Below are 25,244 nucleotides of genomic sequence, written 5' to 3'. Positions count from 1 at the left end.
TTAAACATCGGAATAAAACACAAGCAGCCGGCTAGGAGCTAGGACTCCTGGCCGGCTGTTTGGTATTATACTGGCAAAACAATTTCGACCGTAGTACCTTGACCCGGCTTACTGTGGATCGATAAGCTGCCTTTATGGTTGTGTATGATGCGTTGGGTCACCATAAGCCCAAGTCCTGTCCCATTTTCTTTGCTCGTAAAAAACGGCTCCCCCACCCGGTTTAAAGTTTCTTCCGGAATGCCGCAGCCATGGTCGGTAATGCGAACCATAACACTTTCAGGATGGGGATGGGTCAGCTCGATAATGATCGACCCGCCGCCCGGCATGGATTCCATGGCGTTCTTAATGACATTAATGAACACTTGCTTTAATTGATTGATTTCGCAAAGCACAAGCGGCGTCTCTTGCGGCAGCCGCATGTCAATTTCCACATTGTTCAGGATCATCTGCGATTCCATAAACATGACGATGTCGAAGAGGATACTGCCCACGTTTTCCGGTTGAAAGTTTCTCGCTTGAGGTTTGGCGAGTACAAGGAATTCGCTGACGATAAAATTAATTCTGTCCAGCTCGGACAACATTACATCCAGGTGGCTTTCGCTTAACGGCCCTCTCATTTTCTGCAGCTGAACAAATCCGATTAATGTAGTGAGCGGGTTGCGTATTTCATGTGCGACGCCTGCAGCCAGCTGTCCGACAATGGAAAGTTTCTCCGACTGCCTAAGCACGTCTTCGGTTTGTTTGCGGGCGGTAATGTTTCTGGTAATCGATGCTACGGCGACGATGTTGCCTGATTGATCGCGAATGGGTGAGATGGTGATGCTTACATCGATCAGCTTTCCGTCTCTTGCATATCGCACCGTTTCGTAATCCGCAACCGACTCTCCCCGCAGCATGCTTTTTATTTTCAACGCGTATTCTTCTTTCACATTATCGGGAATATTGGTCAGCGGGCGGCCAAGCACCTCATCTTCAGCCCACCCGTACATGGCTTCGAACGCAATATTCACCTGAATGACATTGCCTAGCAGATCGGATACGTGAATCGCATCGGAGGTATGGTTTACGAACGATTCCAAGTATTCTTTCGTTTTTCTGAGCTCTTCCGCCGTTTCTTTTAATCTGGCAGTATGGGAGCTTAAATTGGTTGTCATTGTATTCACCCGCGAAGACAGCACCCCCAACTCGTCTTTCCGGCTGACGTGAATCAAACTGCTGAAATTGCCGGAGGCGACCTGGTTTACCGTCATCAGAATTTCATGCACAGGACGAACGATAATTCCGGATAAAAAATAACTGGCGATCATAGTCACAATGAGCAAAATTAATGAAATCATGCAGTGTATGAACAACTGATGGCTTAAGCTGCTGTTCATGGCCGTATTATCGAAAGTAATGCCAATGACATAAGGATGCTCGCTAAAAATGGGGATAAAACTTTTCAAAATATTGTTGCCGTTCAAGCGGAGTTCTCTATTGGTGATTTCTCCCGTTTTAATTGCTGATTGGATAGCGATTGCATCATAAGTTTCATCTCGATATGTATATTGTCCGAAAATAACGCCGCGAATGTCCAAGTTATATACAGGTATGCCCTTTTTGACTTTGATCAACGGCTCTTTTCCGAAAAAATCCGGACTCATTCCTGTAATTTCCAGAATGTTGGGGTTATTTTGCAAAATTTTCTGCACAATGGCTTCTGTTCCTGTTGATTTCTCAAAATCAAGAAACACCTCGGCATGGATAAACGGATTGACGAGATAATTAGTCGTTCCGTCGTAATAATAACCCCATTTATTAATCCTTTTCGGATCGGAGGAGGCGAAGTTAATTGGTCCCGACCAAAAGTGCGGCAGTTTCTGGCCTTGGGGAATCGTGACATCATGATTTTTGAAAAGCTGCTGCTGCGCGGTATACCAGTAATCCCAGGTGCGAGAGCTTAAGTTGATTTCATTGGGATCGGACGATTTGAGGGCGACAATATCGTCGTCGAGTTTCTTCCATAGTGTAATATGGTCGACCCCCAACTTTGCGCTAAGCTCGATCAGTTGCTGATTTGTCACTTTCTCGATATCGGGGTCAAGCTGCATTTGCGCAGCGATGGCAGCCGTTCTCAGCCTTTCGCCGATTGTATCCTCCATATAACTTCGGTCCTGCTGGGATATCTCAACGGTTTTGCTTACTTGCTCGGCAATGAAAGCCAACTGCTGTCGGTTGCTGGCTTCTTGACCTTCCTTTGTCGAGAAGTAATACATAAAGATATTAAGCGCCAGAATGAAAGCGACCAATAAGGATATACAGACGGTTAGTTTAATTTTGATTGACACATTTTCTGCCCCTTAAGTTCTATGATGTCTATACTAATCTACATTTTAGCAGAAATTGTTTATCGGAGAATATGAGAAAATATTCCACCCGACATGTAAAACGCAGACCCGAAATAAATAAAAAAGCAGCCGGGAAGGTTCCGCAGCTGCCTGCTTGCGTAAAATGAGAGCGTTACCATTATTGGAGTAAGAGAAATTAGCTAATCGATTTAATCTGGTTCACAATGGACAATTCAATGTTGTTGTTGATTTTATCGACGCGTCCGCTGATCAGGAACAATTCGACTAGCAGCCAAATGCCGATCGGAAGGAAGAACAAAATGAAAAACGTCAGCCAACTTATAATTAGAACGACGATCAAGCCAATTGCATACCCGATGTCACCCAAATAAAAACGATGAATGCCTAGACCACCGAGAAAGAACCACAATACAAATGCGATTGGCTTCGATTTCTTCTTCTTCTCAAACTCCGAGTTAACCATCAATTGCTGATCCGTGGTCAATCCTTGACGAGCGACCAAATTATCCATAAGCGAACGTACATCTCCTCACGTTTTTGTATGATAAGTATACTTTATCAGAAATAACCAAAATTTTCTATGGTAAAATTTATTTTTAATGTCCGGTCGCAGCCAATGGGAGGAGGGGCGGCAAACCCCCTTTTTTCAAGCGTTAGGCCTTGGTACATGCCTTTATTACCACTCTGAATATACTTTACATATATTATAAATAAATTTAAGGGAGTGAAAGAGTTGCCGTTACTTGAACGAATTGTCAGTTCGTCATCCAATACTTATGTTGCTGCGACAAGGGAAGCTGCTGTCGCGGAAGTACTGGCGAACGCCGGCACGCTGGCTTCTTCGGAAATACGCCATCTTGTTTGGCCGGCACTGCAGCCTTATACCAACGATAATGCCACTTTCCTGAACTATAATCCCGCAGCAGATCAGAACCCGGAATATTTGTGGAATCCGCCCGTTCAGAGTGGTCAGCAATACGGTTTTGCCGTATTGTCAGGGGCCTATTTGTCGACTGTCGAAACGTATTTCGATATTCAGACGGCGGTATTTTGCGACAATGCGCATCAGATGCAGGTTGACCTGGTGAATGCCGATACGGGCGTTATCATCAGCACGGCTCCGCTAGGCGTTCTGCTGCAGGACGGGAGCATGGATCCGCTGGCAAGTTCGACTACCGATCGTTTTAAACCGTATAACTGGCAAAATATCAGGTATTACACGATTTCTACCGGGAATCTGCCGGCCGGAAACTATCGGATCCTGATTTCATTTACGGCGTTAAATTATAACAAATCAAAACCTACCATTCTGAACAATCCGGCAGGACTATCGTTTGTCGCGGACATTATGGGCCCTATCCCGATAGCAACCGGCGTATACAACCGCACGCAGGGAACTTATTACAGCACAATGGATGATGCTGTCGCCGGCGCAAGCTCGGGCGACGACTTGCTGCTGCTGCAAGGAACTTACACCCGCAGCACAACATTATTCATCAATAAATCGATCACTTTTGAAGGAGCCGCCGGGAGCATGATCCTGCTCACCGCTCCGGTGATTCCGATTGTCGCCGTGGGAAGCAATATTACGCTGAAGAATCTGAGGATGACCAGCGATGCTCCTTATGAAAACGAATTTATCCAAATCGGCGGAAGCAATAACCAAGTGCTGAACAATACGATTTATGGACCTCCACAGCAGCTGCCGATGATGAATTGGGTCGTCAACCGGGCCGTTGTTCCTCAAGCCAACAATATGACCAATTTGCTTGTTCAGGGCAATATGTTTTATTCGCTCCGTTCCGGTATGTACCTGAATCCGGGCACAAACGGAAATATTATAAACAATGTAGTGTATAACACTAAAGGCGGATTTTTGGTGGACAGCGCCGTCTTCGTGATGAACGGCAACTCCTGGGGCAATACGGCCAACGAGGTGGATATCGCTATATTCGCCGGGACGCCGGTCGGTCCTCCCTATGATCCGATCTCGCAGCTCAAAGCCAATAATAACAACGCCACCGTATCGGATCAAAGAGTGTGAACTACGTGATTGACGCCGTCTTGAAGCCGCTGTTTGCGCTCGAGGCGGCTTTATTTTGCTGAACGCGGGTAAACGACTTGAATGGAAAATGTTTGTATGAAAAAATGGACGGGAGGAGAAGTTAAATCCAAAATATCACAGAAGCTTATGAGGGCCATCATGAAAAAAATATTGCACATTTATAAAACCGATCTGCTTAATATCGCCAAGGTGCCGACAGGGCTGCTGCTGATGGTGGCGCTGGCGATATTGCCTTCCGTCTATGCGTGGATCAATTTGGAAGCGATGTGGGACCCGTACAGCAATACGTCGGGTATCAAAATTGCCGTGACGAGCAAAGATGAAGGGGCCTCCGTGCAAGGGAAGGCGTTTAATATCGGCGATGAGGTGCTGAAAAGTCTTCAGGACAACCATAAGCTCGGTTGGACTTTTGTCGATGAGCAGGAAGCGCTGCGTGGCGTGGAACATGGCGAGTATTATGCAAGCTTGCTGATACCGGCCGACTTTTCCCGGAACATTGCCAGTGTGATTGGCGGCAACCTGAAGAAGCCGGAAATTGAATATACGGTAAATGAAAAGATCAACGCAATCGCCCCGAAAATTACGGAAAAAGGCGCTTCGGGCATCACTGGGCAAATCAGTGAAAACTTCATTAAAACAGTTAGCGAAACGCTGCTTTCGCAAATGAAGGAGCTGGGCCTGCAGTTTCAAGAGCAGCTCCCGGTGATCCGCAAGGTGGAGAGCCGTATCTTGGAGCTGGAGGCGCATCTTCCGGAAATCGAAGAGATGGGCAATAAAGCGCTTGAGATTGAGCAGAAGCTGCCGGAGATTCGCGACAAGGCGGATAAAATCGTGGAGTTGGAGAGTAGAATTCCCGAGCTCGATCAAGCCGGCAATACGATTCTGAAGGTAGAGGAAAAGTGGCCCAAAATCAATGAAGCGGCGCAAGAAGTGCTGTTTATTGAGGACAAGCTGCCCGAGATTCAGCGCGCCGCGGACAGGCTTACGGAGCTGGATCAAAACTTTTACAAGGTCGAAGAAGGGCTGGATACCGCGATTGAGAAGGCCAACAAAGCCAACGAAATCATTACGACGGCATTAAACGTATTTCCCAAAATCGAGACGATCGCCGACCAGGGGGGCGCTTTTGCCGATACGCTAAACCGGTTTTTGCAAAATAACGATGCCGCTTTTGAGGCGCTGATTCCGGTCTTGAGGATGAATCTGGTCCTGCTTCAGCAAATCGCCGATGACGTCACGCAAATTACCGGTCTGCTGCAAAATGCCAATATCGACCCGCAGCCTGCGCTTGTAATGCTGACCGCTATCGCGGACCGGCTTGCGACGGCGGCAGGTGTGCTCGACCGGATGATCGACATTTTCGCTAAACTGAATGCTTGGCTTCCCGGTGCGCCGCTTACCGATACGGTCGATAAGCTAGGGGCTGTCAAAACGAATTTCGCTCAGCAAACGGAGACGATTCGGGCGATTATCGATGCTGTGCAAAAGGGCGAGCAGCCGGCCCAAGATTTGGTCGCCAAGCTCAGCGCGCTGTCCAAGGATGCAAGCGGTCTGCTCAGCGGCATCTTATCCCGCTACGATTCGGAAATTGTGCCGAATGTGCGGAAGGCGCTTGGGCAGATCAAGTCGGTGGCGCTGAATGCCTCCGATGTGCTCGGGACGCTGAAGGCCAAGCTGCCGGACATCCGCGCTTTACTGCAGGATGCGCAGCAGACGGTGCATTTCGCTCAGGATCAATTCGCCAAGCTGCAAAGCGATATGCCGCAAATTCGCAGCCGCGTGCACGAAGCCGTGGTCACGATTCAAGCGAAGCTGGGCGAATTTACGCAGGCCATCCAGGAAGCGGCGCCGTTTATCCGCAGCGATCTGCCGAAAGTGGAGCAGAAGGTGCACGAAGCGGCCGATTTTGTGCGCAACGATTTGCCCGCGGCGGAAGACGAACTGCGCAAGGTGGCGGACTTGTACCGGACGAAGTTCCCGGAAGTGGAAAACGCCGTGCATCAAACCGCCGATCTTGTCCGCAACGACCTGCCGGGTTTTGAAGATGCGGTGCGCAAGGCGGCCGGGCAAATCCGGCGCATCCAAGGCGAGACGAACATCGACGAGCTGCTGAAGCTGCTGCAGAACGACGTGCAGAAGCAGAGCGATTTTTTTGCCAATCCGATTGTGGTGAAGGAGAATAAACGGTTCCCGATTCCGAATTACGGCTCGGCGATGTCGCCTTTTTACACGACGTTATCGTTATGGGTCGGGGCGATGCTGCTTGTATCGCTGATGAAGGCTGATCTGGAAGAAGACGAGGCATCGTACAAGAGCTATGAAATTTATTTTGGCAGGCTGCTGATCTTCTTGACGATCGGGTTCTTTCAGGCGCTCATTGTTACGATGGGCGATATGTTCTTGCTCGGTACCTATGTCGTACACAAAATTTGGTTTGTCGTGTTTGCCGTGCTGATCAGCAAAGTGTTTGTGACGATTACGTACACGCTGGTTTCCGTCTTCGGCAATGTGGGCAAAGGGGTGGCGATCATCTTCCTGGTGCTGCAGTTTTCCAGCTCGGGCGGCACGTTCCCGGTCAGCACCTCGTCGGCGTTCTTTCAGAAGCTGAACCCGTTTGTGCCGTTTACCTATGCTGTGGGTGCGATGCGGGAAGCGGTCGGCGGCATTTTGCCGGATGTGGTTGTCAAAGATGTTTTATGCTTGTGCGTATTTATCGCCATCTGCTACGTCGTGGCATTGGCGCTCAAAAAGCCGCTCAGCGGGTACATCAAGCGGGTAGCGGAGCAAGCGAAGAAAACGAAGCTGATCTCTTAAGCCACGAACCGATATAGACGCCGCCAATCTCTTAAGCCACTGGCCGCTAGAGGCGGTTTAGTCGGCAACTGTGCCTGCTCCAGACAATGAGCGAGGTAGCGTCCCAAGGCAGCGCTGATCGGATTATAACCAAGTCCGTTCGGCCATTTTTGCCGGGATTGGCTATTTTTGCAGGCCGCTTGTTATGTATTCCCTTCGCAAGAACCGCTCGGTATAATAAATAATAAATCTTGGCACCTTTTGTGCAGGTTAGTGTTGTCTTTGATCACTCACTATACCGGAACGGGAAGGTGCTTTTTTGCATCCACATCTTTTCATGAAAGAGGGGACTTTTATATTTCAAAAAGGGAGCATGTTCCGCCGGTTGTTTGTCTCGTATATGCTGATTACGTTTATACCGATCGCCGTGCTGTTTGGGATTTTGTACAAAAACAGCGTCGTTAATCTGCGCAGCGAGGTGGAATCGTTCAGCATCTCCAACATGTACAAAATCAAAGATCTCATGGACACGCGTATTCGCGAGTGGAAAAGCATCTCTTCGCTGATCTCTTTAAATCCCAAGTTGTCTCCGTACAATATGACCAACCAGGATTACCAAACAATGGAGGGGATTGCCGAGCTGGCGAAATATAAAGCGGGCAATGCGTTTATCAGCGATATTTTGCTCTGGTACAAAAACGACGAGGACCGGCTGTTTTCCTCAACGGGTACGATTTCGTTGCCGGTGCTGCTGGAGAAAAGCTACGGTTTTAACGAAGCCGAGCGGATGCAGTTCGAACGGGATATCCGCAACATGAAGGTACCTGTGCTCAAAAGTTTCCCAGCTTCCGACACGATGACGTATATGGTGCCGCTTCCCGTCTTTGGCCTTTCTCAGCACGGTACCGCCATATTTATGTTCAAGGGCTCGGTGATTCGCAAAATGATCAGCGAAGGGCGCACCGAATTCCAAGGCGCAACCCTGCTGTTGGACGCCAATCTGAACGAAATGGTCAAGGTTGACACTAACGGCATGCTTGAGCAAGAAGGCATGCTTGCTTTTCTCAAGGAAAAGGTCGTGCCCGGCATTCATGTCGTCGATTTTAAGCACAACAGCTTGTCGATGATTTCCGTCGTATCCGAGGAAACCGGTTGGACGTATGTCACCGTCATCCCGACCCGGCAATTTCAAGCGGTGGTGACGTCGCAGGAAATATTCGTCATCGCGTGTACGTTGATTCTGCTTGTGCTTTGCTCGGCCGTGGCGTTGACGCTGGCCCTTGGCAATTACCGTCCGATTCGCAAGTTGGACACGTTTGTCCGGCAGCACCGTCTTACATCGGATGCAGCCAAAGGCAACGAATTGGAAAACATCAGCCAAGCCATCGGCAAAGCGCTAGCGCTGAATCAATCGCTTACGGACCAGTTGGACACGCAGCGCATGCTACTGCGGTACGATGTGTTGATCCGCTTGTTGAAAGGCGATTCGAGCAGCCGCGACGAACAGATCAAGCTGCTGGAATCAAGCGGTTTGAGCAGCACGGGGCCGTATTATGCCGTTATCCTGGTTTGTTATGACCCAACGGAAGGAGAATTGGCCAAGTTAAACGGAAAAGTGCTCGATTATGTGGCCGATCATTATTCCGCCGACGGCAAGGCGTTTGCCGTGGAACCCGGCAGCGACAATGCAGTGGCGATTATCGCGTGCGCCAAAGCCAAGGGAGACTATGGAGAACTGCAGCATCTGGCCGAGCAAATTCTTGAGTTGTACGGGGAATCCCGCGGCAAAGTGACGATTGGGATCGGCAAAATCGGCGACGAATTGCTCCAAATCAATCGCTCGTATATTGAAGCGTATGCCGCCGTCGAACACCGCTCGGTCCTTTGTGACCGGCCGATCATCCGATTTGAGGAAATCGTCACTTTCCCGCAGTGGTACTGGCAGTCGGCGGAGGATGAAATGTACTGGCTGCACAGCTTGAAGCAAGGGGACCGGGCGCAGGCGCTTGAGGCGCTGCGTAAAATGGTAGGGCATATCGAAGATAAAAATATGCCCGAAGCGATGACCCGATTTGCCTGCAATAAAATCGCCGATCTGGCGATTCAGGCGGTCCAGCAGGTGACCCGAGAGTCGGCTCCAGGCCGAAACGAGGCGCCGCAGTTCGGCGAAGCGATCATCCATGTGATCCAATTCCATTCGCTGCCCGAATTCCGGCGTCATATGCAAACATTGATCGGCAGTATTTGCGATTATGTGTACAAGGTGCAGCAGCAGCGGGAACAAGGATTAGTTGCACATATCATTCGTTATATGGAAGACAACTTTAAAGACCCGAACCTCAGCTTGGAGAGCATCGCCGAACAATTCGGCAATTCGAATTATTATTGGAGCCGCTTTTTTAAAGAAAAGATCGGCTGCCACTTTACGGACTATTTATGGAATTTGCGGGTCCGGGAAGCCAAGCGGCAGTTCGCAGCTTCGAACAAAACGCTAAAAGATGTCGTGGCCGATATCGGCTATCTGGATCTCAGCAGCTTCAGCCGGAGGTTCAAAGGCGAGGAAGGCATCACTCCGGGGCAATATCGCAAGTTGTATGCCACGGCAAATGAAACATAGTCGTGCAAAAAAAACCGGTTATATTGTTATTGAGTCGGGAGAGCCAAGCGGTTCTCCTTTTTTTGTAAGGGTTTGCAATAACCGCACATGGCGTTAAAAACGACAGATATACAAATAAAACGTTTTCATGGTACAACGTTGGTGAGATCGACATCCACATACGACAAAGGAGAATCGGCAATGCCTCAATTGACCACAAACCCTGTGAATTCGGCAGGGGCGGTAAACGCGGCACGCCGGCAGGCGTTGCGAAAACGACTGCGCGGCGTAACGATGAATTACCAATTGTACTTGTTTATTTTGCCTACGCTTGTTTATTTTATCGTTTTCCATTATTGGCCGATGTACGGGGTGCAAATTGCCTTTAAAGATTTTAATGGGGCGCTGGGCATCGAAGGCAGCCCTTGGGCCGGGCTTAAGCATTTCCTGCGGTTCGTTCACGCGCCGAGCTTCTGGACGATCATTACGAACACGGTTGGCATCAGCTTATTCCAATTGGTCGTCGGTTTTCCCGCGCCAATTCTGCTTGCGCTGCTGCTCAACGAAATACGCAGCGGAAAATTTCGCAAAGTGCTGCAAACCGTCACTTACGCACCTCATTTTATATCCATTGTTGTGTTGGTCAGCATGATTATGCTGCTCTTGAACCCTTCTTATGGCGTCGTCAATAAAGCGATAGGGTTGTTCGGCTTTGAGTCACATGATTTTATGACGGATAAAAGCTGGTTCAAAGCGATTTATGTATTATCCGATGTGTGGCAAAACGCGGGCTGGAGCTCGATCATTTATTTGGCTGCGCTGGCCGGCATCGACCAGGAGCAACATGAAGCGGCGATGATCGACGGGGCTTCCCGGCTGCAGCGCATCCGGCACATCAATATACCGGGCATTACGCCAACGATTGTCATCTTGTTTTTGTTCGCCATTGGCGGCATCATGACCGTCGGATTCGAGAAGGTGTTTCTGATGCAAAATCCGCTGAACCTTGAAGCGTCGGAAGTGATATCGACCTACGTGTATAAGGTAGGCCTGCTGCAGCTGCAATACAGCTTTTCTTCGGCGGTGGGGCTGTTTAACACATCCATTAATTTCATACTTCTTCTGATCGTCAACGCCGTCGTCAAACGTCTCGGCGAAACGAGTCTGTGGTAGGGAGGCCTTGGGCAAATGCCGTCATCTTCATTAATTCGCAGCCGGGAAGACCGGATTGTCGACAATATCGTTCTTATCCTCGGCGCCTTTATTTTGCTGGCCGTCGCTTATCCTCTGATTTATGTCGTCAGCGCGTCGCTTAGCGAACCAAAGCTGATTACGCTTGGGGAGGTGTACCTGCTGCCGAAAGGATTTACGCTCGATGGATACCGCAAAATTTTCGAATACGATCCGATCTGGACCGGTTATCGCAACACGTTGTTTTATACGATTGTCGGCACAAGCCTGAACGTAGCGTTGACCTTGACCTGCGCTTACGCCTTGTCCCGCCGCGATCTGATCGGGCGTAACCTATTCACCTTCCTGTTTACGTTTACGTTGTTTTTTAGCGGCGGCTTGCTGCCGACATATTTGGTTGTCAAAAAGCTGCAGCTGGTCAATACCGTCTGGGCGCTGCTGCTGCCCAATGCCGTGTCGATGTGGAACGTGATCATTGCCCGGACTTATTTTCAATCAACGATCCCCAATGAATTAAAGGAAGCGGCGTTTATTGACGGCTGTTCCAACTTCAAGTTGTTCGTGCGCATCGTGTTGCCCTTGTCCAAGCCGATTATCGCGGTGCTGATCTTGTTTTATGCGGTGGGTCACTGGAATTCCTTTTTCAGCGCGCTGATTTATTTGTCCGACCTGAAATTGTACCCGCTGCAGCTCATTTTACGCAATGTGCTGATCATGGATCAGATGGTTGATCTGATGGGCTTAGACGCCGAGGCGATGCAAGAGCTGGTGAAACGGATGGAGCTGAAGGAAGCGATGAAATTCGGCATTATCGTGGTGTCTTCGCTGCCTGTGCTGGTGCTGTATCCGTTTCTGCAAAAGTATTTCGTCAAAGGGGTGATGATCGGAGCAATCAAGGGGTGACGGCAAGATAGGGGAGGTAAAGCAATGAATGCAGGGCGTTCAGACTCTGAAGGGGGTGATCGGCATCGTTAAATAACGGACGGATCAAGTCAATGCACAAAGATTTGGAAGAGTCAGCTAAAGGAGGTCGTTTATATTGAAAAAATACATGGCCGGACTGCTTTCGGCAGCGCTTGTCGGCTCCACACTTGCTGCCTGTTCGGATAACGGGAAACCTCAAAGCGAAGAAGCGAAAAAAGCAAGCGACAAAGCGGCTGCCGATAACGTTAACCCTACGGGGCTGCCGATCGTCAAGGAGCCGATCACCGTTACGTTAATGTATCCGCGTGAGCCTGCCCATGGCGATTTTGACAAAATGTGGTTTTTTAAGGAAATTGCCAAGCGGACCAACATCAACATCAAGGTTCAGGCGATTGAGAGCGCAGGTTGGGAAGAGAAGAAAGCGCTTGCGTTTGCAACCGGCGATTTGCCCGATATTTTTTTCTCGGGGCTTACGGTGAAGGATGAAAATATGTATGGCCCGCAAGGGCTGCTCATGAATTTGAAGCCGCTGATCGACAAATACGGGCCGGAGACAAAGGCGCTGTTCGACAAATACCCGGAGGTGCGCAAGACGTTCTCAACCCCCGAAGGCTCCATCTATACAATACCGACGTTTAGCGATTACAAGCGGGATACCGTGACGGTTCGCCCTTACATCAACAAGCGGTGGCTGGATAATCTCGGGCTCAAAGTGCCGACGACCTTGGATGAGCTGTATACGGTGCTGAAGGCGTTTAAGGAGAAGGATCCGAACAAAAACGGCAAGGCGGACGAGATTCCTTTTACGGGGCTGTTTAACGGTTCGGCCAGTATTCCTATTCTTTCGGCGGTCGGATTCGTCGATTCGCGGCACGATGTGATTAAGGATAAATACGTGTATGTGCCGATCCAGCCCGGCTACAAGGAATATTTGATATACATGAACAAGCTCTACAAAGAGGGATTGCTGGACAAGGAATATTTCTCCCAGAAAAAAGAGCAGGTACTGGCCAAGGAAAAAAACTTGTCGGTCGGCTTAAACGGGGATAGCGGCGGATATACGAACATCGGATCAGGCAATTTGGACCAGTTTATCATTCTTCCCCCGCTCACCAGCTCCGTCAATTCGCAGAAAATGGCGCGTAAGCAGCCGGCTTATCAGCGCTGGGGGACGTTTGCGATCACAAACAAAAGCAAGAACCCGGAGGCGATGCTGCGGCTTGTCGACTACTTGTTTACGCTGGAGGGCAGCTTGGCCATGCGTGCGGGCCCTGAACTTGGCGTCGTAAGCGACAAAGCGGGTTACGAATATGTGACGGTCAACGGGGTAAAGACGTTTAATACGCATTTTGAGGGCTACCCCAGCTTCTACGATTTCAGACAAAAGCAGTCTCCGGTGAACGGTCCGTTCTACAACGGCCAGACGATAGGCGATTATTTAACTTATAACGATCCGATGCAGGTATGGCTAACCAATTTGATCATGAGCAGCGGCAGTGTCGATGTTGCAAGATACCCTTATCCGGAAGTGAAGTTTACCCCGCAGGAGCAGGAGAAAATCGCTTCGTACATCGATATGGACAGCTACGCGGATCAGATGGAAGCCAAGTTCATCATGGGAGAAACACCGCTCAGCGAATGGGACAATTATATTGCGACGCTTAAGAAGATGGGCGTGGACGACATGATCAAAATTCGCCAAACGGCTTACGACAGATGGAACAGCGTGAAATAAACAATAGCGACAAGGAGAATCAAAACGATGGATACAATGCGCCTGATTTACTGGGGCAAGGCCCCGAATCTCGTCTGCTGCGAAGCGATTTTGCGGGAGATGCCAAACGGAGAATGGGTAACGTTCATCCAAACCGGAGGTTTTACCGAACCCCATATCGATAACGATGTGTATTTGAGCCGCTCCACGGATCGCGGGGAAACTTGGGGACCGCTTGTCAGGTTGTTCGACATTCCCGGCAAAGCGACCTATCAGACCGAAGCGATGGTGCTTGGCGATGAAGTGACGTTGTTTGTGACCGTGCATAACGGCAAATTTCTCGACTGGGAGCAGTGGATGTGCGTAAGCCGCGACAGCGGGTACACATGGAGCGAGCTGGTGCCGCTGCCTGTGCCGCATCTGTTCGAGCGGACCTTCATCCGCACGTTGTATCACAAACGCAACGGGGAGCTGGTGCTGCCTTATCAGCATTATCATGTGGCGGAAGAGGAGCTGGCCCGTTTGAGAGCCGAGGATTTGCCCATCATGCGCACCTCGAGTTACCGCTCGGACAATGGCGTGCTAATTAGCCGCGATAACGGTAAAACGTGGGATGCCCATGGGGGCATCTCGATTGATCTGCCAAACTGGAATTGGGCGGAAAACAATGTGGTCGAGCTAAGCGACGGCCGGATGGTGATGCTCATTCGCGCCGATCGGACCAGCATGCTGTATCGTTCCGATTCGGCGGACGGCGGCCGCACCTGGAGCGAGGCGTATCCGAGCGGCATTGTAAACGCCGGCACCAAGCTGCGGTTGTTCCGCTTAAAGGACGACCGCATCGCGCTGCTGCACAATCCTGCGCCATGGCGGGCGGAGCACGGACTGGCTTCAAGGAATCCGCTGTCGCTGTGGATTTCGGACGACGATATGAAGACATGGTCCGTCCAAAGGGATCTTGTCACCTTCCCCGGAGGACTTTCATATCCCGACGGCTTTGTTGACGAAGACAAAGGAGTTATTCATTTCACCTTCGACTACAACAAACACGATACGATCTATGTCGGCGCCCGGATCGATGGCTAGCTACATCGCTGTGGATATCGGCAGCAGCTACATCAAATCGGCGATCCTTGATGTGGATCGCCGTGCCCTCCTTGCCGTGCGCAGAGAAAAGACGCCGGCTCCGTTATCCACCCCGGCCCCGCTGTCTGGGAGCGGGGCCGGGATTGTGGCGCGACGGCACGAGACGGACGCCGAACGGATTGTCGGCATCGTACGCGAGATGATCGACGATCATCTCACGTTGCGGCCGGAGGCGCAAGGCGTGCTGCTGTCGACGCAGATGCACGGTTTTGTGCTGGCGGGACGCGATGGACACGCCGTTACGCCGTATATTTCATGGCAGGACGAAAGATGCATGGAGCCGGTGGAAGACAGTTTGGCGCGGACCTATCTGGATCTGCTGCGCGCGCTGGTCTCGGAAGAGGATTTGGCCGCTACGGGCATTGGCCTCAAACCGGGGCTGGCGATGTGCAACGTATTCCATTTGCTGCGCCATCATGTCGATGTCCGCAGAGAGGCGGGAATCCGCTTTTGCACGCTGGGTTCTTACATTATCTTGCGGCTTACCGGCGAGCATGCTTGCCACCTGACCAACGCAGCGGCTACGGGGTTTGCCGACATTCGCAGCGGCGCTTGGAATCGGAGGCTGATCGAAGCAGCGGGCTGCGGGACGATGTCGTTCCCGCAAATCCGTTGTGAGACGGAACCTGCCGGATGGTACAGGGGGAGTGCCGCTGCCGGGTCGGTTCACATTCCGATATATCCCGATATCGGAGATCATCAAGCTTCGGTGCTCGGCAGCTTGGCCGTTCCGCAGCAGGATACCGTGTTAACGATCGGAACGGCCGGCATCATGTCGCGGCTCGAAGAGGAGTACCGGCCCGGCGCGTACGAAATCCGGCCGTTTGTTGGCGGCCTGTGGCTGAACACGCTGACCCGTCTGCCCGGAGGCCGCAATCTCGACGTTTTGGCCGATTTTGTGAAGGACATTGGCGAGACGATCTTCGGCTGTCAGATTGAGGAAGCGCAGCTTTGGAGCGGACTGCTGCAAGCGGCTGATCGAGCCGACGACCGGGGGCGGCTAGAGGTGTCGGTCGGTTTTTTTTCGAACCAAAGGGGTGTCCGGGAGGGGGCCTTATTAGGAGTTGATGCGACAAATCTGCGTATCGGTCCGATTGTGCGCGGCGCATTGGACAATATGGCGGACATTTATGTTTCGCTGCTCGAACAATTACATGGTGCACGTCCGGAAACAACGCGTCGATTGATGTTCTCGGGAGGCGTACTCAGCCGCAATAAGCTGCTTGCGGAACTGATCAGCCAAAGAAGCGGCATCCCCGGCATATGGTCTCCGGTGCAGGACGAGGTGTTCGCCGGTATGTACCGCGTCGCTTTATTGTGTTCGGGCCGCTGCCGTTCTTATGATGAAACAAGGCGGCTTATGCCGGAGAGTCTTGATTGACGCTGCAGGAACGATACGCGCTGCGGTAATAAGCACTGCAGCCCCCCGGATCGGGTACGACTAGGGATGGGAGAAGACTTCGGATCGGTCGAGGACGCGAAGCGGTGTTTTTAAATTACACAGGAGGATGGCATGAACGGATTAAACGAAAAGCTGAACGGAAATGGGCCTGTATTCGGGACGATGGTGTCCGAGTTCCACACGCCGAATCTCGCAGTCATGCTGAAAACGTGCGGGTTTGATTTTTTTATCGTTGATTGCGAGCACGGTTATTTTGATTACTCTATGGTGGCGGGTTTAACTACAGCGGCCAGAGGGGCCGATATCCCGATCATCGTGCGAATCCCTGAAGTATCCAGAGAATGCATCGTGAAGTATTTGGACATGGGGGTGAATGGGCTGCTCATTCCGATGGTCGAGCATGCCGAACAGCTTCGCAGCGCAATTCAATACGGCAAATACGCTCCCGAGGGCCGCAGGGGCGTATCGACGACACGTGCTCATACCCGTTATCATGTTGAGAATTTGCGTGAATATATGAAAGCGGCCAATCAACATACCGTCATATTGGCGCAGATCGAGTCACAGCAAGGGCTGCGGCAATTGGAGGAGATCGCCGGCGTTCAAGGACTGGACGGATTGATCGTCGGACCAAACGATCTTGCTCAGGATCTTGGTATTTCCGGAACGCGCAATCATCCCGCTTTAATGGAAGCGATTGGTAGAATCGCGGCAGCGGCCCGCACAGCCGGCATTGGCTCCGGCATTATTTCGTCGCAGATTGACTTGCTGCAGCATTGCGAGCGGATAGGCATGTCGATATTAAGCTGGAATAGCGAAGTTGGCATGCTGATGAGCGGCGCCAAGGAAGGCCTCGCCAAGCTGAAGCGGGGCTGACCTGATTGGCAGCTTCTGAACTATGTTAAAAAGCCCCCGGTTCCCTAATCTGAACTGTGAGCTGCAGATGAGCACTTTGTCCTAAGTGTCCATCCTGCGGTCTTTCGTTCAGACAGGAGCCTGGGGGCTTTGCTTTATCTCGATGTTTCCTTATACACAGGGCGGCGGCTGGTGCTGATGGAGAACTTCGGTACTTTGAGCAGCAGCGCAACCGCCAAGAGCAGCGAACCGTTGATTGCAAAAATAACCGGTATCGGTAATTGAGTGGCCAAGAGCCCCCCGATTAGCGGCCCGGCCATCAGGCCCAACTGGTTGGCCGATTGGTTCAAGCCGAAGGCGCGGCTGCGAAACGCCGGGTCCGTCTGCTGCGCAATAAAAGCGTTAAGGGCCGGAAATACGCCGGCAAAAAACAACCCGTACACAAACCGCAGCGATCCGAAGCTGACGATATCCTGAAACACCATCTGCAGCAGGTTGCCGATGCCTCCGCCCAGCAGCCCGATAAACAGCACCTTCTCAAATCCGAGCTGGGAGCCCCATTTGCCCCAACGCGGGGCGGCAATAAGCGTGGCGACACCAACCGCGGAGAATATAATGCCCGCATACAACGAAGCGGAAGATTCGCTGGAGCCGAGATTCAGCACATAAATCGTCAGCAGCGGTTCGATGATCATCACCGACGAGGTCGTTACAAAAACGACAACCAGCGCAATCATCAGGCTGCGGTTGGCGGCCGCTTCCTTCAAGTCCTGTGTTACGGAAGAACGTTTGGCCGCAGATTTGTTGAAGTAAGGCTCTTTGACCGCAAAGAGGGCAATCAGAAACGCCACAAACACCATCACACCGGCAAAAAGAAACGTATCGCGCGGCCCGATCAGATGGCTGACTACACCGCCTAGCAGCGGTCCGATGATTGACGCCGCGGCTCCTGACGTCGACATGATGCCAAGCGCGTACCCGACATGTTTTTCCGGAGTATTGGTGGCGACAAGCGCGATTGCCGAAGGGATGTACCCGGCGAGCAGGCCTTCCAAGATGCGAACGGCAATCAATTCATAAGGATTTTGCACAAAATAATACAAAAAGTAAGCGAGCGACAAGCAGACGCCGGCTCGCAAAATCATCGGTTTTCGTCCATACTTGTCGGCAATCGAACCCCAGAACGGAGCGATTAACGCGCTGGCGAGAAACGTAATCGCAAAAACAAACCCGGTCCAAGCCTCCAAATGCTGATGAACACCCAAGTCTTTTTGCAAAAAAATCGGCATGAACGGGATCGACACCGAATAAGCCATACTGACCAAAAAAGCCCCGCTCCATAACATGAACATATTGCGCTTCCAAGAAAATGACTCAGACGACATTCCCTGCACCACCTTCCTTTTCAGTTCCCATCATAACATTAAACATCCGCTTGAAACCGAATAAGTTTATTTTTCATGTGATAAAATGTGATGATGCGCAGCAAGATCAATTCGGACAAGTAAGAAAATTGAAGATTTTGGTAAATGTTGCAAAACCAGCTTGGCAAATTTGCTTTATAAAGGTAAAATTTAGAATAACCTCCTTGGACGGTGCGAATCGATTTTAACCTGACCTGCTCTCGCCAAGCAAAGGATTGGGCAGATCGGACGCACTATAGCTTGCCAACTCCTCTTTTGCATCAGGCGGGGACGTCCCGCAGCTTTGCAAACTCAGCTCACCGCCAGTATTCTTTCCTTTCCTGCATTTTATTTGGCATGGCTCTATTCTGCTTGTATGATTTGTCGAGCACGCTAGAGATCGTTCAATCGGACTGATGCTCCGATTGGCCCAGCTAGCACACGATGTCCCATCAGCGAAAAAATTTCATCACTTGCTGAAAGAGGCGGTGCATTTTGGCGAATATTGGACGGATCTAACCAGGTTGATACCGGTAATTTGCCGGCTTATGATGTCTTGACGTGCGACTTATTTCACGAAATGATAGCGCTTCCGTATCAGCGGTCGGCTTACTCTTCTACGTTCCTATTCCTTGTATTGCCCAAATCCAAAGGAGGTTGTCCACTCATGATTTATGCTCAACCGGGAAGCCCAGATGCAAAGATTGCTTTTAAGAAGCGTTATGAGAATTTTATCGGGGGCCAGTGGGTTCCGCCTGTTCAAGGTCAATATTTTGAAAATGTGTCGCCGGTCAATAACCGGTCTTTTTGCGAAGTACCGCGTTCTACCGCCGAAGATATCGAACTCGCGCTTGATGCGGCTCATGAAGCGAAGGACGCATGGGGACGTACTTCCGTTGCGGAGCGGGCGCTTATTTTAAATAAAATCGCCGATCGGATGGAAGCGAATCTGGAGATGCTGGCCGTCGCCGAAACTTGGGATAACGGCAAGCCGGTGCGTGAAACGCTGGCTGCGGATCTGCCGCTTGCGATCGATCATTTCCGCTATTTCGCGGGATGTATCCGGGCGCAGGAAGGCACGTTAAGCCAACTCGACAACGATACGGTGGCGTATCATTTTCATGAGCCGCTTGGCGTCGTCGGGCAGATTATCCCATGGAACTTTCCGCTGCTGATGGCGACATGGAAGCTGGCACCGGCGCTGGCGGCAGGCAACTGCGTAGTCCTGAAGCCCGCTGAACAAACGCCTGCGTCGATCCTTCTGCTAATGGAGCTGATTCAGGACCTGCTGCCTGCGGGTGTGGTGAATATCGTCAACGGCTTCGGATTGGAAGCCGGCAAACCGCTTGCTTCCAGCAACCGTATCGCCAAAATTGCCTTTACCGGTGAAACGACAACCGGCCGTTTGATTATGCAGTATGCTTCACAGAACATCATTCCGGTGACGCTGGAGCTCGGCGGCAAATCGCCGAACCTGTTCTTCGAGGACATTATGGCCAAGGACGACGCTTTCTTTAATAAGGCGATTGAAGGTTTTGCGATGTTTGCCTTAAACCAAGGGGAAGTCTGCACATGTCCGTCCCGTGCGATCATTCAAGAATCGATCTACGATGCGTTTATGGAGAGAGCGCTGAAGCGTGTAGCTTCCATTAAGCAGGGCAACCCGCTTGATACGGACACGATGATTGGCGCTCAAGCGTCCACTGAACAAGTGGAGAAAATTCTCAGCTACATGAACATCGGACAGCAGGAAGGGGCGGAATGCCTGATCGGCGGAGGGCGAGCGCAGCTTGGCGACGATTTGGCGGATGGTTACTATATCCAGCCGACGGTGCTTAAAGGGCATAATAAAATGCGTATTTTCCAGGAAGAGATATTCGGTCCGGTTGTTTCGGTCACGACGTTCAAAGATGCGGAAGATGCGCTTGCGATCGCCAACGATACGTTGTACGGCCTGGGGGCGGGGGTGTGGAGCCGCGATATGAACACCGCTTACCGGATGGGTCGCGGTATTCAGGCCGGCCGGGTGTGGACCAACTGCTACCATGCGTATCCGGCACATGCGGCGTTCGGGGGCTACAAGACTTCCGGGATCGGCCGGGAGAACCACCGGATGATGTTGTCGCATTACCAGCAGACCAAAAACCTGCTAGTCAGCTACAGTCCCGATGCTCTGGGATTTTTCTAAGGGGCTCGACACGGGATGTCTACCCAAGTGCAAAGAGTGCTCGCTACCGATGCCGCTCTGGACTTAATCATCTTCCTGCGAAGCAAACACGGTCCGGTTATGTTTCATCAATCGGGAGGCTGCTGCGACGGCAGCTCCCCGATGTGTTACCCGCTCGGCGAATTTATGGTCGGAGACCAGGATGTGCAGCTCGGGGAGATCGGAGGCGCTCCTTTTTATATGAGCCAAGTGCAATACGATTATTGGAAGTTCACCCAGTTGATTATCGACGTTGTACCGGGCCGGGGCGGCATGTTTTCGCTGGAGGGTCCGGAGGGGAAGAGGTTTTTGACCCGGTCGAAAGTGTTTACGGATGATGAGCTTGCGGAGCTGGGTTTAACGTAGCCGGATATTGTCAAAAGTTTCATGCGTGGATTAAGAGGAAGCCTGGAGCACCCTTTTTTACTAAGGGATGCGCGGGCTTCTTTTTTGTGAAAAGGTATGGAATGCCAGTGACGGTTCAGGATCATCCGGTTGGCGCATTTAAACCGAAGCCGTTTGCAAAAGCTGATATCTCGCAGCTGCTCCTTATGAATGCAGCGGCTCTCCCTAATTGGACTTGGTATGGAAGTTTTTCATATAATATTAGAACTGCGGTGTATACCGAACTGCTTGTAAGGATGGGAAAACAACATGCCAACGATCAATCAGATTGCATTGTATGAGCAAGCTGCTCATTTTATAGTTCGAGCTTATCAGGAGCTTGGCAAATCGCAGCATGAAGCTGAACGCCGGCTGTCGGAAATACAGCGCTCGATAGAGCTGACCGGCTTTTACGAGCACACGTCGGAGGAATTGCGGCACGGCGCCAAAATGGCATGGCGCAACAGCAACCGGTGCATCGGGCGGTTGTTCTGGGAATCGCTGCACGTATTCGACGCGCGTGATGCGGACACGGAGGAGAAAGCAGCCGAGATGTTGTGCAGGCATATCGAGTTTGCCACGAACGGAGGCAAGATCCGGCCAGCAATTACCGTTTTCGGGCCGTCGCATCGTGCGGAGCAGCGTTTGCGTATTTGGAACCACCAACTGATTCGTTATGCGGGTCATGAAACGGAGCACGGGATCATCGGCGACCCGGTCTCGACGGCATTAACCCGTTTCTGCAAGTCGATCGGCTGGAGCGGGGAGGGTACGCCTTTTGACGTGCTTCCACTGGTTGTGCAGATGGGAGACAGGCAGCCCCGCTGGTTTGAAATTCCCCGGCCGTTGGTGCTGGAGGTGCCTATCTTGCATCCCGAGCACGCGGGTTTTGCGGATCTGCAGCTGAAATGGTATGCCGTACCGCTTGTTTCGGATATGCGTTTGGAAATCGGGGGCATTTCTTATTTGGCCGCTCCTTTTAACGGCTGGTATATGGGCACTGAAATCGGGGCGAGGAACTTGGCCGACATAGAGCGTTACAACATGCTGCCCCGGGTGGCGGCTTTGCTTAATTTGGATACGAGCAGGGAAGCGACCTTGTGGAAGGACAAAACACTGGTGGAGCTCAACGCCGCCGTGCTGTATTCCTTTAACCGGCAAGGGGTAACGATTGTCGACCATCATACGGCCGCACGGCAATTCCAGCTCTTCGAGCAAGCGGAAGGCAAAAAAGGCCGCGGCATTACGGGGGATTGGACTTGGCTCATCCCGCCGCTTTCGCCTGCGGCCACACATATCTTTCACCATTCATACGACAATAAAATCGAAACGCCGAATTTCTTTTATCAGGAAACGCTTTATTGAGCATCAAAGGGCGACGCTGAGAGCTTACGGAATGGCCGGATTTGCGTTCTTCAGCCGGTCGAATTCGTAAACCGATTCCAACAGAAACGGACTGGATGCCGTCGCTCTTTTGAATAACCCCATATACCCCGTTTCGTTAAAAATAACATACTCCAGCGTTGTCAGCGGGTCGGGGCGGCTCGACTGCCAATAATAATGCAGCTCCCGCGGAGCTGTGTACCACAACCAATCCAGGTCCTGTATCGACATGTCCCTGTGGGTAAGAACCCAGATGCTGAATAACACGTGAGGATCGTCAATCGTAATTTCCGACTTCGGATTTTTGTCCCTCAGCTGCTCGGCCGCCTTCTGCAGGATGGCGTTCACCTCTGAAGCCGCAGAATATTGGGAGACGGCCCTCACTTGATTAAACTCCGCCGTATATTTGGCGTTTTCAACTTGCTCTTTCAACTGAGTTAAAGTGATTTTTGGAAGGTAAAAATTGGCATATACGCAAATCAGACCGAAGATAAGCGCTTTGGACAAATAGGACTTTTTTGCTTTCCTCATATAGATAAGGCCGGCAATACAACCCGCAGGTATCAATAAGCCGAACAAGTCGATATAAAATTGGCATAACATAAACATCCCGGCGACGATAAGCCACATCTTGACTGTCATGTCGCGCCTCCGGTCAACGTAGGCAAGCAAAAGCAAGACAAGCAAGCTGATCCAAATAATCCCGTTCATGCGGCCCCCACTTTTCACTTATTTAATAACCATATTACACTGCGGAGGGCCGGGATAAAAGTGATTATTTGGCAAAAATTAGTTATTTGGAAATTTGCGACCTGGTAGCGGCCTCAGCTGCTGTCCGCAATGCGGCGAGCGCGTCGGTACCGGCGTCATAACAGCCGGGCCGAAAACCGGGATATCCGTACGGTCCGTGAAAATCGGAACCGGCCGTTACGATAAGATTGTGCTTGGCGGCGTATTCTCGGGCCAAAGCGGTATCTTCCGGCGTATGGGAAGGATGCTGCGCTTCTATGCCCTGGAGCCCGGCATCAACCCATTCGCCGATCGCTTCGAAGTTGCGGAGCTGGCCCGGGTGTGCCAGCACGGCGACGCCGCCGGCCTCGCGGATGGCGGCAATGGCTTGAACCGCATCCGCATAAGCGATGGGCAGATAGGCCAGGCCGGGCGCTTTTCCCGGTTCGCCCCGGTGAAACAATGTGCGCTGCAGCTCCCCGTGCAGGTCGTCGCAGTGCCCGCGATCCATGAGCACGCGCATAATGTGCTGCTTATATACGTAACCGCCTGCCGTACCGTATTGAAGCGCATCCTCCCAGCGAATCGAATAACCGGCCTGCTGCAGCCGCTGTACGATGGTGCGGGATGCTTCGTGCCTTCTCTCGAGAACCGGCCGGCAGAGAGCTTCCAGTGCGGGATGTAACGGTTCCACGTAATAGCCCAATATGTGAGCCCTTCGTTTGCGGCGCATATCGTATGCCGAGATTTCAATGCCCGGTATAATTTCGATGCCATACTTCCGTCCCAATACGGCCGCTTCGATGAGACCCGCTGTCGTATCATGGTCCGTGATGGCGAGATACCTCACGCCTTGTTCCTTTGCTTGAAGCAGCACTTCCTCCACCGTCAGCGGATTATCCGAATAGTGGGTGTGGCAGTGCAAATCCACAATGTCGCGTGCCATCGTCGACCTCTCCTTTCTCCGTATTGTCGGCGCCTCCTGTGTCGTTAGGATGCTGTTCCCCATATTACTGGTTTCTGCTCTATCGTCAGGACACTGTTCTCCGTATCGCTGATATCATCTATGCCGTCCAGATCGTTCCGTATGGGGTCAAACGCACATATTCAAACGTCCGGGTTCAAACGCCGGAAGCAGTGCTGTGAGAAACGGCTGCTGTCTTGCCGAGCGCTTGATCGTATCGCTCTCTTAACTGCGGCCAAAACGATTCGTACATTTCTCTGACCTCATGGATCACGTATCCGTGGAAACCGGGCCCAAGCTCCGCTGCGATCAGCTGGAAGGGCAGGTTTCCTTCGCCAAGCGGCGCATGCATATCCCCGCGTCCGAGCGGAGCGAGCTCATATTGGCTTTTTTCCGTGGAGTAGCAGGGGCGGCCGTAATTGTCATGCAGATGCATGTGGATCACATAAGGAGCGAGCCTTCTCAGTTCCTGCAGCAAATCCAAGCCATACATATGCACGGCCATATGCAGATGGCCCGTGTCCAGCACGGCTTGAACGTGCGGATGCGCGACGGCTTCGATTTGATCGGCGAGAGCGCTTGGGGAAAGCGCATAGACGTAATCCGCGCAATCAAGGTACGGTCTCATGTTCTCCATAGCGATCATTACGCCGCATGCTTGAGCCCTGTCCCCGGCTGTGCGCATCCATTTTTGCTCATATTGCAATAACGCTTGTTTCTCTTCTTCGGTATACCGGGCCCATGAATGGGATATGGACAGCTGTTCTTCCCCTACATAGCGGCCTACATGATACACCATGATTTTGGCGCCTATAGCTCCGCTGATGTCCACTGAAGCCATCAGGCATTTTTCATCGACGGAGGTATCGCCTTGCCGGAACAAGTTCAAATCAAACGGGGCATGTGTCGTATACTGCAGCGGAAAGCTGCTCAGCAGATCTCTATAAGCCTGCAGCCTGCTTGCATTAATGCGGCCGTTCTTAATGACATTCATGCCCTGGATAGGCAATTCGACGGTATCGAACCCAAGCCCGGCAATCTTGTGAAGCTTATCTTTCAGGCGCTCCAAATTGCTTGTTGTTTCGTTGATCGGCAAACTGACTCCCATGCCTTTCAGTTTCATGCGCCTTCCTCCTTGTGG

The 25,244-nt window shown here is 51.5% G+C and carries 18 protein-coding genes; 12 read left to right on the top strand and 6 right to left on the bottom strand.

Features of this window, described 5'->3' with window-relative positions:
* Window positions 1-65: 65 nt before the first annotated feature.
* Together EYB31_RS33095 and EYB31_RS33090 are read right to left on the bottom strand one after the other, a co-directional pair.
* Window positions 66-2,327: a PAS domain S-box protein gene (locus EYB31_RS33095; protein WP_240763135.1), complete on the bottom strand. Its 2,262-nt coding sequence runs from the start codon at window positions 2,325-2,327 to the stop codon at window positions 66-68.
* 196 nt (window positions 2,328-2,523) lie between these two features.
* The gene (locus EYB31_RS33090) at window positions 2,524-2,859 is read right to left on the bottom strand and encodes a TM2 domain-containing protein (RefSeq protein ID WP_131017834.1); all 336 of its coding nucleotides are present in this window, start codon (window positions 2,857-2,859) and stop codon (window positions 2,524-2,526) included.
* A 222-nt stretch (window positions 2,860-3,081) separates the two neighbouring features.
* Here EYB31_RS33090 and EYB31_RS41070 point away from each other — a divergent pair, with 222 nt between their 5' ends.
* The 9 genes from EYB31_RS41070 (at window position 3,082) to EYB31_RS33045 (ending at window position 17,055) form a co-directional block, all read left to right on the top strand.
* Entirely contained in the window at window positions 3,082-4,392 is a 1,311-nt protein-coding gene (locus tag EYB31_RS41070; RefSeq protein WP_240763134.1) for a right-handed parallel beta-helix repeat-containing protein, read from the top strand.
* 159 nt (window positions 4,393-4,551) lie between these two features.
* Window positions 4,552-7,227 (top strand): YhgE/Pip domain-containing protein, encoded by a 2,676-nt coding sequence (locus tag EYB31_RS33080; protein ID WP_131017832.1) that lies wholly within the window; start codon window positions 4,552-4,554, stop codon window positions 7,225-7,227.
* A gap of 316 nt (window positions 7,228-7,543) precedes the next feature.
* Window positions 7,544-9,823: a helix-turn-helix domain-containing protein gene (locus tag EYB31_RS33075; protein ID WP_131017830.1), complete on the top strand. Its 2,280-nt coding sequence runs from the start codon at window positions 7,544-7,546 to the stop codon at window positions 9,821-9,823.
* Window positions 9,824-10,003: 180 nt separating this feature from the next.
* Window positions 10,004-10,975: an ABC transporter permease gene (locus EYB31_RS33070; RefSeq protein WP_131017828.1), complete on the top strand. Its 972-nt coding sequence runs from the start codon at window positions 10,004-10,006 to the stop codon at window positions 10,973-10,975.
* Between the two features lie 15 nt (window positions 10,976-10,990).
* A complete protein-coding gene (locus EYB31_RS33065) occupies window positions 10,991-11,896 on the top strand; it encodes a carbohydrate ABC transporter permease (protein ID WP_131017826.1) in 906 nt (301 codons plus the stop codon).
* 136 nt (window positions 11,897-12,032) lie between these two features.
* Window positions 12,033-13,652, top strand: coding sequence for an extracellular solute-binding protein (locus EYB31_RS33060; protein ID WP_131017824.1), 1,620 nt, complete (start codon window positions 12,033-12,035; stop codon window positions 13,650-13,652).
* Between the two features lie 27 nt (window positions 13,653-13,679).
* Window positions 13,680-14,717 (top strand): exo-alpha-sialidase, encoded by a 1,038-nt coding sequence (locus EYB31_RS33055; RefSeq protein WP_131017822.1) that lies wholly within the window; start codon window positions 13,680-13,682, stop codon window positions 14,715-14,717.
* Window positions 14,710-16,158: a sedoheptulokinase gene (locus EYB31_RS33050; RefSeq protein ID WP_165452743.1), complete on the top strand. Its 1,449-nt coding sequence runs from the start codon at window positions 14,710-14,712 to the stop codon at window positions 16,156-16,158. The genes EYB31_RS33055 and EYB31_RS33050 overlap by 8 nt, the downstream gene beginning before the upstream one ends.
* Before the next feature lie 132 nt (window positions 16,159-16,290).
* Window positions 16,291-17,055, top strand: a complete 765-nt coding sequence (locus tag EYB31_RS33045) for an HpcH/HpaI aldolase family protein (protein WP_131017818.1) — start codon at window positions 16,291-16,293, stop codon at window positions 17,053-17,055.
* Between the two features lie 134 nt (window positions 17,056-17,189).
* Here the strand turns inward: EYB31_RS33045 and EYB31_RS33040 are convergent, their stop codons facing one another.
* Entirely contained in the window at window positions 17,190-18,419 is a 1,230-nt protein-coding gene (locus tag EYB31_RS33040; RefSeq protein WP_131017817.1) for an MFS transporter, read from the bottom strand.
* A 685-nt stretch (window positions 18,420-19,104) separates the two neighbouring features.
* On the opposite strand from EYB31_RS33040, the gene adh reads away from it, so the two are divergent.
* The 3 genes from adh (at window position 19,105) to EYB31_RS33025 (ending at window position 22,392) form a co-directional block, all read left to right on the top strand.
* A complete protein-coding gene (gene adh / locus EYB31_RS33035; RefSeq protein ID WP_131017816.1) occupies window positions 19,105-20,625 on the top strand; it encodes an aldehyde dehydrogenase in 1,521 nt (506 codons plus the stop codon).
* A gap of 15 nt (window positions 20,626-20,640) precedes the next feature.
* Window positions 20,641-21,009: a DUF779 domain-containing protein gene (locus EYB31_RS33030; protein WP_131017814.1), complete on the top strand. Its 369-nt coding sequence runs from the start codon at window positions 20,641-20,643 to the stop codon at window positions 21,007-21,009.
* Window positions 21,010-21,297: 288 nt separating this feature from the next.
* Complete coding sequence (locus EYB31_RS33025) at window positions 21,298-22,392, top strand: nitric oxide synthase oxygenase (RefSeq protein ID WP_131017812.1); 1,095 nt, start codon at window positions 21,298-21,300, stop codon at window positions 22,390-22,392.
* Between the two features lie 24 nt (window positions 22,393-22,416).
* Here EYB31_RS33025 and EYB31_RS33020 read toward each other — a convergent pair whose 3' ends face one another.
* From EYB31_RS33020 to EYB31_RS33010, 3 genes are all read right to left on the bottom strand, one after another.
* The gene (locus EYB31_RS33020; RefSeq protein WP_131017810.1) at window positions 22,417-23,121 is read right to left on the bottom strand and encodes a hypothetical protein; all 705 of its coding nucleotides are present in this window, start codon (window positions 23,119-23,121) and stop codon (window positions 22,417-22,419) included.
* A gap of 82 nt (window positions 23,122-23,203) precedes the next feature.
* Window positions 23,204-24,085 carry a PHP domain-containing protein gene (locus EYB31_RS33015; protein WP_131017808.1) on the bottom strand — a complete coding sequence of 294 codons (882 nt, stop codon included), beginning with the start codon at window positions 24,083-24,085 and terminating at the stop codon, window positions 23,204-23,206.
* 175 nt (window positions 24,086-24,260) lie between these two features.
* Complete coding sequence (locus EYB31_RS33010; protein WP_131017807.1) at window positions 24,261-25,226, bottom strand: sugar phosphate isomerase/epimerase family protein; 966 nt, start codon at window positions 25,224-25,226, stop codon at window positions 24,261-24,263.
* Window positions 25,227-25,244 lie beyond the last annotated feature (18 nt).

Origin of the sequence: Paenibacillus thalictri (genome assembly GCF_004307995.1) — a bacterium.
GTDB classification, from domain to species: domain Bacteria; phylum Bacillota; class Bacilli; order Paenibacillales; family NBRC-103111; genus Paenibacillus_AF; species Paenibacillus_AF thalictri.
The sequence above is the reverse complement of the archived record's forward strand: the minus strand, read 5'-3'. Positions and strand labels throughout refer to the sequence as shown.